Genomic DNA, 14,298 nt, shown 5'->3' with positions numbered 1-14,298 from the left:
AAAATATTGAGCCGTAAAAATATCCTTACACACATTGATGATGCTAGACGTCGAGAGTGTTCACTCCAAGAGCTTGCGCCTTGCAATAAATAGCTTCTAACTCATGTAGCGGTTTAGGTTTACTGTAGGAGTAACCTTGCAAGATGTCGATTCCGGTGCTCTTTAGAGCCATTGAGTGCGCTTCAGTTTCAACACCTTCAGCAACGACTTGATAGCCTAGGCTTTTACCCATGAGAATCATGGTGGCCACAAAATCTAAGTTCGCTTGGCCATCAACGATGTCGCGAATAAACGATCGATCAATCTTTACTTCATTTAATGGCAATCGCTTGAGAAGTGATAACGAAGAGAAGCCAGTACCAAAATCATCGAGAGAGAGAGCAATGCCAGCTGAGTGAAGTTGCAACAGCACCTGGCTACACTGCTCATAGTCAGAGATAGCCGCTGTTTCTGTAATCTCAAAACAGAATAGGGACAGAGGCAGCTTATGGTTAAGAATGGTTTGTATTGCAGAGGATGCAAAGTGATGGTTAACCAGCTCCTTCGCACTCACGTTAATTGAAATACGGTTGAGCCCCCTCAACCATTCGGATGAAGATAAGTCACGGCAGACTTGATTTAAGATGTACTCACCAAAGGAGGTCATCAAACCGCTCTCTTCTGCCACTTGAATAAACTGATAAGGTGGGACATCGCCTAATACAGGCGAGCGCCAGCGCGCCAGCGCCTCAACCCCCACCACGGTGTTATCATCAGCCCTAACTTGAGGTTGATAATGGACACCTATTTCGTCTCGTTTAAGCGCGCCTTTAAGGTGATGCTCCATCGTGACCAAATTCTGAGTAGAAGAGTCCATCTCTGAAGAGTAGACAACTGCACGCCCACCACCCGCTTGCTTGGCTTTATACATTGCAACATCAGCCTTTTTAATCAGCTCATCCGCCGTGCTGCCGTCTAGAGGATAAAACGCGACGCCGATACTCCCCTGAGCTTCCAACTCAATATCATCGAACACCAAAGGTCGAGCAATCCGGCGTAATATCTGGCTGGTGAGTTCATTGACCTGATCGTGGTTTTGCACATCGCAGAAAAACAAAAATTCATCTCCGCCTAGACGGGCAATTTGTTGGCGATCACCCAGCAGTTCACACAGCTGCTTTGATACGTGTCGCAACAACGCATCCCCAGTATGGTGGCCAAAGGTATCATTCACCATTTTAAACCGATTCAGGTCCATCAACATCACAGCGCGTCGCTTTTCTTGATGAGCGCCAATGAACAAATTAATGTCCTGCATAATTTTACGACGGTTAGCGATGCCTGTTAGCGCATCAAAATACGCCATATGATGGATTTTTTCGGCGCTTTCTCTTTGTTGCGTGATGTCAGTCAGTGAGCCAATAAAACGGATAGGACGACCATGGCTATTTTGCACTGCAGCACCGTTGGCTTGAACCCACAAGTAATCACCCGATGCGGTGCGCATACGAAATTCGGTCTTAAAAGGAGCATCATTGATCAGATGCTCATGGATCTTGTCTTCAATCGACGAAATATCCTCATGATGGATATAAGAAAACAAATCACTACAGTCTATGGAGTCTCGGACAATATCGGTCACACCAAGCATATCAATGAGTCGGCTATTCCAAGTCAACTTATTGGTAATTAAATCCCAATCCCAGATGCCATCATTGGAGGTATTAGACACAACTTTAAGCTGCTGAAGGATCTGTTGCAGGCTCTTTTGCCTTGTGTTCGCCGTCTCAAGCAGAGCATCGCGCTCAATGAACAGCGCGAGCATATCAAGGTAGTTAGAGAACATTGAGTATGAGCCCACCCCCTGATCGATAGACTGAGAATCATTAATACAAAGCAGTTTCCAGTGACCATCGAAGCCTGTTTTTACCGGAACAACCGTGGACACATAGTGCTGACTCGGCATTGCGGTGGGAAATTGGTCGACGCTAAAGGCTATCTTGTTATCCGTCGATAGGGGCTTTGCTCTTGTGCCATTAGCATAAAGGGTTTGTTCTACTTGATAATGCTGAGATTGACAGTGAGCCAACACTGCCTCATCAAAATGGTAGCCAAAGCAGTTTTGCGCATCAAGGATAGAGTCGAAGCCATCTTTTGCTTGAGAATAGAAGCTTTCAAACAACTCGGCCGGTGATTGCGAATCTGCTGACATCATTTGCTGTCGAACACTTTTTCTCACCTCATGGCTCGGCTTCATGTCGCCGCTACCACATGAGTTTCGTACCACCAGACGCTGTGGGATCATTACCGTATCAGCACTATAAGCGGCACCGCGAATACGCTCAACTGCTCGCAGAAGTGAGCTACGCCCAAGCTCTTCGAGGTTTTGATCGATCGTAGTGAGCGATACTGAAGCTTTTTCGCCCAAAAAGATATTATCAATACCGACAACAGCAACATCATCAGGCAAAGACAGCCCTTGAGATTTTAGTTGCTGAATCATACCGATGGCATTTTGGTCGGCGGCACAAATCACCGCAGAGCATTCGCTTTGCTTCTCAACAAAAGCTTTACCCGCTTCGCGTCCTCCTGCAAAGGAGCAGTCACTGACCGAGAAGAAATCACCTGAGATAAACTCACCGTGATGCTGCCGCACTTTCTGTTGAAATGATTTAAATCGCAAGCGTATGTCGTTGACACTTAAGTCTCCGCAAAACCCAATCCGCTCGTGACCTAAATCACACAGCCAATCGTAGAGCAAGGCGACCCCTTGGTTCTGGTCACTATAAAACTGCTCGACAGGAAGAGGACGATAACTTGCCCCAAGCGAAATAACAGGAATGTTGCGATCAATCGCTTTAGCAATGAGTTTATGAGCCGCACTATGCAGCACCACAAGCAGCGCATCAAAGCTGTCAAAGCCGATGGGCAACTCGTAGTTGCGGCTCTCACCGGAACGAATAAAGACGAGGTTTATATCTTGCTGCTTTGCCACTTGGCGCAGTGCGATACATAACTCTCCCATGTAGAAGCCACTGAGCAGTGGCATAATCACCCCCACCGTGGGGCGATGTGTATTACAGTGATTTATAGTTTTCATGTGTTGTTTGCAAGCGATAAGAGTCACTGTATTTCACCCTACCTTCATTCCGTTATTATGATGTATTCGAATTTAAGGGGATGAAAACCTAGCCAACCGGTTGTGATTCTATTAGTGACATGAATACTGGAAGCCACATCACATTCTGTTTTTATATTGAAGTAATCTACTGCGATTTCCCAACCATGAAACAATTAATGCATAAATACTCTATTAAGCGCACATTTTGTACACCATTAATCTTACTCATTGATAGTTTAATCACATTACTAAATAGTGGTCGAGCAACAAGGCGATAAATAGTCCCATCAGGTGATAAATGGAGAACTTAAAGGTCTCAATCGCCGATTTATCATGGCTAAAATACTTAAGTTGCAATGCGTAATAGATAAACCCAGCACTCAGGACCGTCGATACTGCGAGGTAGAGCGAACCACTCATACCGACCAAAACGGGCATCAAGACAACCAAGGCTAATAAAACAGTGTAAAGAACAATAGAGGTTTTGGTGTATTCAACACCATGAGTCACTGGGAGCATCGGGATATCAGCATTGGCGTAATCCTCTTTCCTATGAATAGCCAGAGCCCAGAAATGAGGTGGGGTCCAGACAAAGATAATCATCACCAATAGCCAAGCATTAGCGCTTAACTCGCCAGTTACAGAGGTCCAGCCAAGTAACGGAGGCATCGCCCCAGCAATACCCGCTATCACTATGTTCTGTGGTGTTGCACGCTTTAAATACAGCGTATAAACAACGGCATAACCCAGCAGACTTAAGAAGGTTAACCAAGCAGTTAACGTATTCACGCCAAACCACAGCAAAGCAAAACCAACGACACCAACTAACGTCGCAAATAGGCCAACACGAAAAGCCGAAACATCCCCTTGCGGCAGAGGACGTTTATGAGTGCGAGCCATTATCGCATCAATGCGTCGATCGATAAGGTGATTGAAGGCTGCAGCAGAGCCTGCCATAAAGCCAATACCCATCAATCCAAGAACCGTTTCCTGTAAGGGCAGCGCCCCCTCAACAGCAAGGCACATACCCACAATCGCAGTCAGCAACATTAACAGAACCACTTTCGGCTTAGTCAGTGTCCAATACACCCGCCACTGAACGGCAGCTTTACTGCTTGGCTGTACAACTAGTGTTTTACTCATGTATGACTCCCTTATATGCCCTTACTGCCCAACTGATTTTAGATAATGAATGGATAGTTAATCTCGAACGGCTGTAGTCCAAATTCGATAATTGGTATAAAGCACAGCAACCAGCAAGCTCGCCGCGCCTAAGTTGTGGGCGACCGCTACCCACAGTGGTAGATGAAACACCACATTGGCAATACCCAAACACAACTGCAGTGTTAAAACCAAAGCCACCAGCATGGCCTCGGACTTCAAACTCGACCAGCGCCAACATTTGGCAATCAACAAAACTAAACATAGCGTTGTGACCATCGCGCCAATGCGATGAACAACATGAATCGTCATGCGCGACTCATAGCCCAGAACCCCAAATTCATAATTGTCATGTCCAGCTTGTAACCAATCAAAGGCGCCAGAGAAATCAAGCATCGTCCACCACTGTCCCTCGCAAATAGGTAAGCGAGTACAGACTAATGCAGCGTAGTTAGAGGATGTCCATCCACCTAACATGACCTGAAGAATAACGATCACCAAGGCGATGGCCGCAATGGATTTCAGTCCATGATTGCTCTCACCGGTCAACCTTTGGAGACCATGTGGCACAGGTGGGTGAGAGAGCTTCCAATAAAGTAGGAATAAACTGGCTAATAAGGTGAACCCACCCAATAGGTGAGCCATCACTATCACAGGCAACAGTTTGAGGGTCACTGTCCACATCCCAAGCAGAGCTTGAAAAATCACGAGTCCGGCAATAAAAGTCGGCAATACTCGACTCACGGTGCGCTCTTTCCAGCATCGTACCGTGATCCAAGCAATTAAAACCCCCAGAGACCCTGCAACATAGCGATGGATCATTTCAAGCCATGCCTTATACGGTTCAACCGCCCTCTCTGGATAGGCTTGATTCGCGACTGCTATATCCTCTTGTGATTGCGGCACTAGGATCTTTCCATAGCATCCGGGCCAGTCGGGACACCCCAATCCCGCATCAGACAGACGCGTATACGCCCCTAGCGCAATCACAACAACAGCGAGATAAAGAGTAAATCGAACCAAATTAGTGGTACTCATGAAGCCTCCTTGCCCTTGGGCTCTATCCAACACGCGATAGCTTCAACAGCTTTTTGAAATCGCGCAGCATACCCTTCATTAATTGCGGTTGTGCGGATGATGGAACAAGCTCAAAGGAATAACGCATTACCCACTGACCAAGAGGGTCGATAATGATCACGTCCTCACCATCGGCAACACTATCGGGCAACGATTTAACCGCTTGAATGGGAATATCAAAACGCTGAGTCATAGATGTGTCACTGTTGCTCTGCATGATGAGAATAGGTTCAACACGTTCTGTATATTTTCCTAAGGCCAAGTAACTTTGTCTGAGCAGCGTAACCCGCTCTTGGCAAGCAGCCTCGCAGTGCTTGGGCACGATAAACGCGAGCTGCCACATCGGTTTTTCTGGTTGATAATCAACACCAAGGTTCTGATAGGTGAGCCGGGGTTCAATCAAGGTTCCCTGATTGGTCACGCCGGGTTGATACCATTGATTGTAAAGAATCACGTAAGCGGCAATCGCTGGAATCGCAAAGAACAACACCAACGCGATCAGTGTTAAACGCCCCTTCCAAACTGGGTTGTGAGTCAATGCCGCCATTTTATACACCTCGCTGTTTGCGATGTTTATTGAACGCTTTCACCGTTACCCACAACATGAGTCCAAGAAAAACAGCGGCCAACATGAACCATTGAGTCGCATAGCCGAAATGCTTGGTTGAGGACAAGGGGACGGGGACCCACGGTTGCGGGTAGGGCCAATCTTGAACTTGGGGTTGAATCACCACAGGCTGAATCTCAATCCCATACAGCTGAGAGATTTGTTCGATGTTCAGGTTTTGAATCCGATAAGGGGCAATAAATTCTGGATCAATATCATTACTCAGTGGGTTCTCAGAGCGTTGATAAACGCGACCTCGATAGACAAAATCACCATGTACCCAATTTACTTTAGGTAAAACAGAGCGCGAAGCAGGGGCTGCAACAAACCCTCTTTCCAACAACCAATAACGCTCTTGCGACTCAATCAACTGATAAGCCAAGTATCCTACTTTTCCTTTGTGCACTTGATTGTCCAATAACAAGTAGCCCTCTGGAATCGCTCTTCCTGAAACGATCACGGATAAACCCGTAGGATCAGACGTCGTGAGTGTTTCAATTAACGGTACCGCAGGCAGCGTGGCACGCTCTACCAAGCTATGCTCAAGGCGCTCTTTTTGATAACCACGATCTAATTGCCATAAACCTAATTTGAACAAAATGGAAAAGACAACCACAGTAATAACACTGAGTGACAATATTTGAAGCGGACTGAGTCTAGGTCTCAGCAATGCAGGAGTCTTTGATATGGAATTTTTGTTTAAAACGGCTTTAGTCATACTACTGCTCTTCATCATCCTTAATTTGGCGTTTGCTTTGGTCCAGCTCGTTCGACAAAGTGAAGACACTGAACAACAAAAACCGATGAGCCACTATCTCGGACGCCGAGTCATGTACTCAGCGATGGTGGTCATACTGCTCATCCTTGCATTAACCAGTGGGCTGATCGAACCCAACCCCACACCTCATTAGCTCCTCTTTAAAGCCTAGTCTATTCAGTGAGATGCGCCCAACATTTGTCTATCTCACACATTTTGCTTTGGGTTGAGCAGCACTAGAGAACATAAACAAACACAAACAGGCACAACCAGACCACATCGACAAAATGCCAATACCAACTGCCTGCCTGAAAGGCAAAGTGATTCTTAGGCGTAAAGTGGTCTTTCGCTATCCGTGCCAGCAAAACAATCAAAAACAGAGTACCAAGACAGACATGCAGCCCGTGAAACCCTGTCAGCATAAAAAATGTGTTGCCATACACACCAGACTGAAGTGTCAAACCCATTTCCTGATAGGCATGGATGTACTCTTCTGCTTGGTAATAAAGGAAAAACACCGCTAAAACGATGGTTATCTCCAGCCAAACAATCAAAGCCGTACGTTGATTACGCTCCAAGCTAATGTGAGCCATATGCAACGTGATCGAAGAAAGCAGCAATATAATGGTATTTTTGAGTGGTAAGCCTTGCCACGGCATGGCCTGGGTGGTATCGCCCGCAGGTGTAGTAAGCAGTGGCCACAACGCCTCAAAGCTTGGCCACAGCAGCTCATGCGTCATTGCATTGTTGCTCGCCCCACCAAGCCAAGGCACTGAGATCATACGCGCGTAGAACAGAGCACCAAAGAACGCCCCAAAAAACATCAGTTCTGAGAAAATAAACCAGCTCATGCCTTGTCGAAATGATCGAGACATTTGCTCAGAGTAGAGCCCGGATAACGACTCGGTAATCACATTGCCAAACCAGCCAGCAAGCATATAGAGCAATACACCAAAACCGATAAATAACACCGCCTTGCCAAACACGCCGCCAGGCCCATCACTACCCATGTTTTGAATAGTAAGCCCTGCTCCTACTGCCACTAAGAACAACGACACGGCACCGACAATTGGCCAGTGGCTCTGTGCAGGCACGTAGTACGTGCTAACCTTGCTTTCAGTTTTTGAATAAGCGGATTTTGAGTCTACGTTTGGCGAATGAGGCTCTGTGTTCATAAGGTCACTCCTTGTGACGATTCGGCGTTAACCTGTGGTTGTACCGCAGCTGTCTCAGCATCAGCTTGATTGCTAGCGCGGTCAGAGATGTCATAAAGCGTATAAGACAAGGTGAGAGTGTGTATGGAGTCAGGTATATCAGGCTCGATATAGAAAATCAGCCCCATTTCAGTGGAAGCCTTGGCAGAGAGAGGCTGCTGATTAAAGCAAAAGCACTCCATCTTATTAAAATAACTTGCACCAAGCCCCGGAGATACCGATGGTACCGCTTGACCCACCATATCCGAGCTTGAGTGGTTCTCAGCATAATACGCCGTTTGAATCACTTCTCCGGGGTGAACTTCCATTGAGGTCACCTGCGGCGTAAATGCCCAAGGCATGTTGGGAGTAATATGCGACATAAATTCCACTTTAACCGTACGGGTAATGTCGACCTGCATCCCCACGGGTGCCGACACTGAACTGGCGTTGGTTTTCCCGTTGATGCCAAGCACGTCGCACATCACGTCATAAAGGGGCACAAGCGCAAAGCCAAAACCGAACATCGCCACGACCGCGCCCAGCAGCTTTATCGTCAGTTTGCGGTTTTTATCTCGGTTATCCATCGCAGAACCTCCCTCTAATCAACCTTAGGGGGCGTTTCGAATGTATGATGAGGGGCAGGGCTTGGCACCGTCCACTCAAGTCCCTCCGCGCGATCCCATGGTTTCGCCACGGCTTTCTCACCACCGCGAATACACTTAATCACAACCCACAAGAAAATCAGCTGAGATACTCCGAAGGCAAAACCGCCAATCGACACAATTTGATTCACATCGGCAAACTGAATCGCATAGTCAGGAATGCGTCTCGGCATCCCCGCTAAACCCAAGAAGTGCATAGGGAAGAACAAAATATTGACGGAGATAACCGAGCACCAGAAATGCCACAAACTCAACTTGTGGTCATACATATGCCCTGTCCATTTAGGAAGCCAGTAGTAAGCCGCGGCCATAATTGAGAATACCGCGCCCGATACTAGTACATAGTGGAAATGAGCCACCACAAAGTAGGTATCATGATATTGAAAATCCGCAGGCACAATCGCCAGCATCAAACCCGACAAGCCACCAATGGTGAACAGCACTATAAAGGCAATCGCAAACAGCATCGGCGTCTCAAAGGTCATCGCCCCTCGCCACATGGTTGCCACCCAGTTGAACACCTTCACGCCAGTGGGCACTGCGATCAACATCGTACAGTACATAAAGAAGAGCTCGGCAAAAACCGGCATACCGGTTGTGAACATGTGGTGTGCCCACACTAGGAAAGACAGCAGCGCGATTGAGCAAGTGGCGTATACCATTGAGTGATAGCCAAACAGTTTTTTGCCGCTAAACGCAGGGATAATCGCTGAGATAATGCCAAACGATGGCAATATCATGATGTACACCTCAGGGTGACCAAAGAACCAGAAAATGTGTTGGAACATCACCGGATCGCCCCCACCCGCAGCATCAAAGAAGCTCGTGCCAAAATACTTGTCGGTGAGTACCATCGTCACTGCACCCGCTAACACAGGCATAACTGCGATGAGCAAGAAAGCAGTAATCAGCCATGTCCATACAAACAGCGGCATCTTAAACCAAGTCATACCCGGTGCACGCATATTCACGATCGTGACAATAACGTTGATCGCTCCCATGATGGAGCTAATACCCATAATGTGTACAGAGAAGACAAACAGCGCGGTACTGTCAGGTCCGTAGGTTGTTGAGAGCGGTGCGTAGAACGTCCAGCCAAAATCAGGACCGCCTCCTGGCATGAATAGAGAAGCTAATAAAATCGCAAAGGCAAAAGGTAAAATCCAGAAACTGAGATTGTTCATTCGTGGCAGCGCCATATCCGGCGCACCTATCATCATTGGAATCATCCAGTTCGCAAGGCCCGTAAACGCAGGCATAACGGCACCAAACACCATGATTAAACCATGAACCGTGGTCATCTGATTGAAGAAATGAGGCTCTATTAACTGCAGACCCGGCTGGAACAGCTCAGCGCGGATCACCATGGCCATGGCACCGCCGGTTAGGAACATAATAAAACTGAACCACAAATAGAGCGTGCCAATGTCTTTATGGCTGGTTGAGTATATCCAACGCGCTATACCCTTAGCAGGCCCATGACTATCGTGATCATCGTGGATGTGCCCGCCACCCAGAACTTCCTCTGAGGCGGCATTTTTGGTTGGCTTATCGATAGGCTGGCTCATTGTGCGGCCTCCATGTCTGATGCCGACTGGGCATTTTCCTTAAACTGATTGATGTCAGATGCCTGTATTACATCACCCGTATCATTACCCCATGCGTTGCGTTGATAGGTAATGACGGCAGCAATCTCTTGTTCTGTTAGCTGATTAGCGAATGCCTGCATTGCAGTGCCAGAACGACCATTGACGATAATATCGATGTGCGGATCAATATCACCCAGCGCAATCGCACTCCCTTTGATGGCGGGAAAGGCACCGGTCACGCCCTCACCGTTGGCTTGGTGACAAACAGCGCAGCGCGCGACATACACAGATTCCCCCTGTGTCATCAGCTCATCCATTCCTAACTCACTGGTCAACGCAGCAGCCGCCTCTTGCTCAGCAAGTGCTATCTCCGCTTTTTTGTCTGCTAGCCATTGATCGTAGTCATCTTGCTCCATCGCTTGAACCACAATTGGCATAAAGCCATGGGCCTTACCACACAACTCTGCACATTGGCCGCGATAGACTCCGGGCTTATCGATTTTGGTCCATGCCTCATTGATAAAGCCTGGAATGGTGTCTTTTTTGACCGCAAAGTCTGGCACCCACCATGAGTGGATCACATCGTCGGAAGTCAGTAAGAAGCGAATCTTCTTGGCAATAGGGACCACTAACGCGTTATCGACTTCGAGAAGGTAATGGGCTCCCTTCTCTTCTAGACCATCAATTTGCTTTTGGTCTGTCGCGAGTAGGCTGAAGAACTGGACACCTTCATCAAGGTAATCGTAATGCCACTTCCACTGAGAGCCGGTGACCTTGATAGTAATATCAGATTGGGACGTGTCTTCCATCGCTAGTAACGTCGTGGTGGCAGGAATCGCCATACCAATCAAAATCAGAACGGGGATCACTGTCCAGATAATCTCTACTTTGGTGCTTTCGTGAAAGTGAGCAGCCACGGCACCTTTGGACTTTCTGTGCTTAATAATGGAGTAGAACATGATGCCAAAGACAATAAAGGCAATCGCGCAGCAGATATAGAAAATAAGCATGTGTAGCTCATACACCTGCCCACTGATCTCGGTCACGCCTTGTGTGAGGTTGTATTGACTTGAAGAGGGTGTTTCTTCGCTCGCCCTTGCACCGAAGGACAAGCCTCCCCCTAAAGCAAAAAGATTTAGTGCAGCCAGTCTATCCATTAAACCAGCGCCACGCATACGCAATCGCATCCATTTAGCTCCTTAGCATTCCCACCAATCATTCCGATCGGAAAAGGCCAATGAGGATTCAATGCTTACTCAATCTATCCCTACGTCCCTAACAGCATCGAAAGCAAAACCTCAATGACAGCAACATCATTGCCAAAACAAGATGTTATTTTTATGTTAATAAACGCTAGTTAAAGATACGGAATTGCGCAAGGGGATGGGTCAAAAATGGAGAAGAGGAATGACTCAGATGTCGAGGGAATCACGAAGTTCAAAATGACGATCCTACCCCCTTTCGCGTCATGCTGAATTTGTTTCAGCATCTAGACGAAGGGACCTGTACACGTTTTGAGTAGATTCTGAAACAAGTTTAGAATGACGATCCTACCCGCTTTCACGTCATGCTGAATTTATTTCAGCATCTAGCCGAAGCGGCTGATACACGTTTTGAGTAGATTCTGAATCAAGTTCAGAATGACGATGCTCCCCCTTTCGCGTCATGCTGAATTTATTTCAGCATCTAGCCGAAGGGACTAATACACGTTTTGAGTAGATTCTGAAACAAGTTCAGAATGACGATACTCCCCCTTCCGCGTCATGCTGAGTTTATTTCAGCATCTAGACGAAGGGACCAGTACACGTTTTGAGTAGATTCTGAAACAAGTTCAGAATGACGATGCTCCCCCTTTCGCGTCATGCTGAATTTATTTCAGCATCTAGCCGAGGGGACCGGTACACATTTGGAGTCAATTCTGAATCAAGTTCAGAATGACGATATTATCGGCCTGAGGCATCCTTTGACACACGACCAAGCACCTCAAACAGAATAACTACACAGCCACCCACTCTGTCTCGATCAAAGTCTTCTCCCCTTCCTTTAGCCTCAATAGAAATACATCACCCGAATGCACCACACCCACACCGCTCGGTGTACCTGTCATGATGATGTCGTTGTCTTGCAAGGTAGTATACGTCTGCAGCTCTGACAAAATAGTCAAAGGCGGATAGAGCATTTGGCTTACGTGACCACATTGCACTCGCACACAGTTGATGAAAAGCTCGATTTGTAGGTTATTTACATCCATCGAATCCAATGAGAGAAAACGACTAAAAACCGCAGAACCATCGAATGCTTTGGCACGCTCCCAAGGTAGGCCCTTCGATTTGAGCTCACTTTGTAGACCACGCTTAGTTAAGTCTAAACCGGTAGCGACAGCGGAAAGCCGATTGTTCTGTACTAAGAAGCAGATCTCAGCCTCATAGTGCAGCGGCTCTTGAGAAAAAGCGTTGAGTTGTGAAGCAATCGACGTACTTGGTTTATTAAACACGACCATTTCGTCAGGGATAGCATTTCCTAGCTCATGGATGTGTTCTACATAGTTACGTCCAACGCACACAACTTTGCTTGGGTACAACTGCTGCTCTCCATAGCGTACTGAAGTCATTTCCTTGGTTACCTTGAAGTGAGTTTAGGGTGGAATACTAGAATGTGTATTTTAATGAAAATTAGTGACGTTTCAGTGAAGTTGTGGGCAGAAATGGGAAATGTTTTAGGGGAATTTTATTTAAGGTTAAAGCACGTTTAGTCGTGGGCACGGCGCTTAAAAATGGAAAGTGGAAAGTGGAAAGTGGAAAGTGGAAAGTGGAAAGTGGAAAGTGGAAAGTGGAAAGTGGAAAGTGGAAAGTGGAAAGTGGAAAGTGGAAAGTGGAAAGTGGAAAGCTTTGGGTACATTGAACTCGATGTCAATACAATAAACAAGTCATCCTGAATTCATTTCAGGATCTACTAACCACGCACGTTAAACCCAAACCACACACTCAAACTAGATGCTGAAATAAATTCAGCATGACGCACTTTAATGTTACTTACTTCCAACACCAACAAAAACGGAGCAGGTTTCCCCACTCCGTTTTTTAGTGATCTTGCTAAATGCTACCTATTATAGGTAAACACGTGCACCGATCATGAAGCGATCGTCGTCGCCTTCAAGGTCAAACTGGTAGCCACCGAAACCAACTACGTTTGAAGTGAAGTTGTACTCAGCTTGTAGAGCCATCTCTTCACGATCCGTTTCTTTAGAAGCGTTCTTATCTTGAGACTCAACTGTTTCGTAGTTGATGCTTAGGTTCAAGCTGTTTGCAAGAGCGTATGCAGCGATCAATTCGTAAGCATCGATATCTGTAACATTCTCGTCTTCAGTCATTTGGTATAGAGCCGCTAGGTATAGACCGTTACCGTATGAACCGTATGCAGCAGATACCGCGTGGAAGTCTAGAGAACGCTTGTTGTTAGACTCAGTTACATCACCAGTGCTGTATGCGTAACCTACTTTAGCACCCATGATTGAGTAAGAAAGAGCAATTTGAACGCGGTCATTGTAGTCAGCGAAATCACCGTCGTTCTTACCTTGCCAGCCTAGACCAAAGTCAAGAGCACCAGCGTCACCGAAATCAAAACCATTGCGGTAAGAAATCATTTGGTCAGCACGAGTTTGACCACTTAGAGCAAAATCACCACCGTACATGCCATCGTATAGGAAGTCATTGGCAAACGCGATAGGCATATCTGTCAGGCTAGCAACATCGTAGAACGGTGCCCACTGTGTACCAATTACACCACGACCCATTTCTTCGTGAGTAAGACCAATGTAACCCAAACGAGTAGAGAAAGAGTTGCCGCCGTTCTCTAGGAAGTTAAGAGACCACTCACCACGTGCATCAATTGTGAAACCGTTGCCCATGTCTTGAGTAGCAGTTACGTTGATACGTGGAGAAACTGCTTCAACAGTTGTATCACGCTCTTCACCGCCAGCTAGAGCTGCAGTAACGTGACCGCCCATAGAGAAAGTAGTGCCGTCGTTGTTGTATAGTTCAACAGCAACAGCTTGTGTGCCGAATGTTGCAGCTGCGATTGCAATAGCAAGGATATTTTTGTTCATTTTAAAGTCCATATCTTAATACTTGGTCCCTGACAGTCCGCTAC

The 14,298-nt window shown here is 46.8% G+C and carries 13 protein-coding genes; 2 read left to right on the top strand and 11 right to left on the bottom strand.

Annotated features, from left to right (window positions below; genetic code table 11):
• Positions 1-43: 43 nt before the first annotated feature.
• The 5 genes from GT360_RS21025 to GT360_RS21005 form a co-directional block, all read right to left on the bottom strand.
• Positions 44-3,079, bottom strand: a complete 3,036-nt coding sequence (locus GT360_RS21025) for an EAL domain-containing protein (RefSeq protein ID WP_164650892.1) — start codon at positions 3,077-3,079, stop codon at positions 44-46.
• A gap of 261 nt (positions 3,080-3,340) precedes the next feature.
• A complete protein-coding gene (gene cyoE, locus GT360_RS21020; protein WP_164650891.1) occupies positions 3,341-4,243 on the bottom strand; it encodes a heme o synthase in 903 nt (300 codons plus the stop codon).
• A gap of 57 nt (positions 4,244-4,300) precedes the next feature.
• Positions 4,301-5,299 (bottom strand): COX15/CtaA family protein, encoded by a 999-nt coding sequence (locus GT360_RS21015; RefSeq protein ID WP_164650889.1) that lies wholly within the window; start codon positions 5,297-5,299, stop codon positions 4,301-4,303.
• Positions 5,300-5,321: 22 nt separating this feature from the next.
• Positions 5,322-5,885 carry a hypothetical protein gene (locus GT360_RS21010; protein WP_164650887.1) on the bottom strand — a complete coding sequence of 188 codons (564 nt, stop codon included), beginning with the start codon at positions 5,883-5,885 and terminating at the stop codon, positions 5,322-5,324.
• A gap of 1 nt (position 5,886) precedes the next feature.
• Complete coding sequence (locus tag GT360_RS21005) at positions 5,887-6,615, bottom strand: SURF1 family protein (RefSeq protein WP_164650885.1); 729 nt, start codon at positions 6,613-6,615, stop codon at positions 5,887-5,889.
• A gap of 16 nt (positions 6,616-6,631) precedes the next feature.
• Between GT360_RS21005 and GT360_RS21000 the strand changes: the two genes are divergently transcribed.
• A complete protein-coding gene (locus GT360_RS21000; RefSeq protein WP_164650883.1) occupies positions 6,632-6,856 on the top strand; it encodes a DUF2909 domain-containing protein in 225 nt (74 codons plus the stop codon).
• A gap of 82 nt (positions 6,857-6,938) precedes the next feature.
• Here GT360_RS21000 and GT360_RS20995 read toward each other — a convergent pair whose 3' ends face one another.
• The 5 genes from GT360_RS20995 to GT360_RS20975 form a co-directional block, all read right to left on the bottom strand.
• The gene (locus GT360_RS20995; RefSeq protein ID WP_164650881.1) at positions 6,939-7,877 is read right to left on the bottom strand and encodes a cytochrome c oxidase subunit 3; all 939 of its coding nucleotides are present in this window, start codon (positions 7,875-7,877) and stop codon (positions 6,939-6,941) included.
• A complete protein-coding gene (locus GT360_RS20990; RefSeq protein ID WP_164650879.1) occupies positions 7,874-8,482 on the bottom strand; it encodes a cytochrome c oxidase assembly protein in 609 nt (202 codons plus the stop codon). The genes GT360_RS20995 and GT360_RS20990 overlap by 4 nt, the downstream gene beginning before the upstream one ends.
• Positions 8,483-8,496: 14 nt before the next feature.
• The gene (ctaD, locus tag GT360_RS20985) at positions 8,497-10,128 is read right to left on the bottom strand and encodes a cytochrome c oxidase subunit I (RefSeq protein ID WP_164650877.1); all 1,632 of its coding nucleotides are present in this window, start codon (positions 10,126-10,128) and stop codon (positions 8,497-8,499) included.
• The gene (coxB, locus tag GT360_RS20980) at positions 10,125-11,306 is read right to left on the bottom strand and encodes a cytochrome c oxidase subunit II (protein ID WP_164651199.1); all 1,182 of its coding nucleotides are present in this window, start codon (positions 11,304-11,306) and stop codon (positions 10,125-10,127) included. The genes ctaD and coxB overlap by 4 nt, the downstream gene beginning before the upstream one ends.
• An 839-nt stretch (positions 11,307-12,145) precedes the next feature.
• On the bottom strand, positions 12,146-12,760 hold the full coding sequence (locus tag GT360_RS20975; protein WP_164650875.1) for a fumarylacetoacetate hydrolase family protein: 615 nt from the start codon (positions 12,758-12,760) through the stop codon (positions 12,146-12,148).
• 162 nt (positions 12,761-12,922) lie between these two features.
• Here GT360_RS20975 and GT360_RS20970 point away from each other — a divergent pair, with 162 nt between their 5' ends.
• Entirely contained in the window at positions 12,923-13,084 is a 162-nt protein-coding gene (locus GT360_RS20970) for a phosphotransferase (RefSeq protein WP_164650873.1), read from the top strand.
• Positions 13,085-13,255: 171 nt separating this feature from the next.
• Here the strand turns inward: GT360_RS20970 and GT360_RS20965 are convergent, their stop codons facing one another.
• Positions 13,256-14,254, bottom strand: a complete 999-nt coding sequence (locus GT360_RS20965) for a porin (RefSeq protein ID WP_164650871.1) — start codon at positions 14,252-14,254, stop codon at positions 13,256-13,258.
• Between the last annotated feature and the right edge of the window lie 44 nt (positions 14,255-14,298).

Source organism: Vibrio astriarenae (assembly GCF_010587385.1).
GTDB classification, from domain to species: Bacteria; Pseudomonadota; Gammaproteobacteria; order Enterobacterales; family Vibrionaceae; genus Vibrio; species Vibrio astriarenae.
This window is presented reverse-complemented; position numbering and strand designations above follow the sequence as displayed.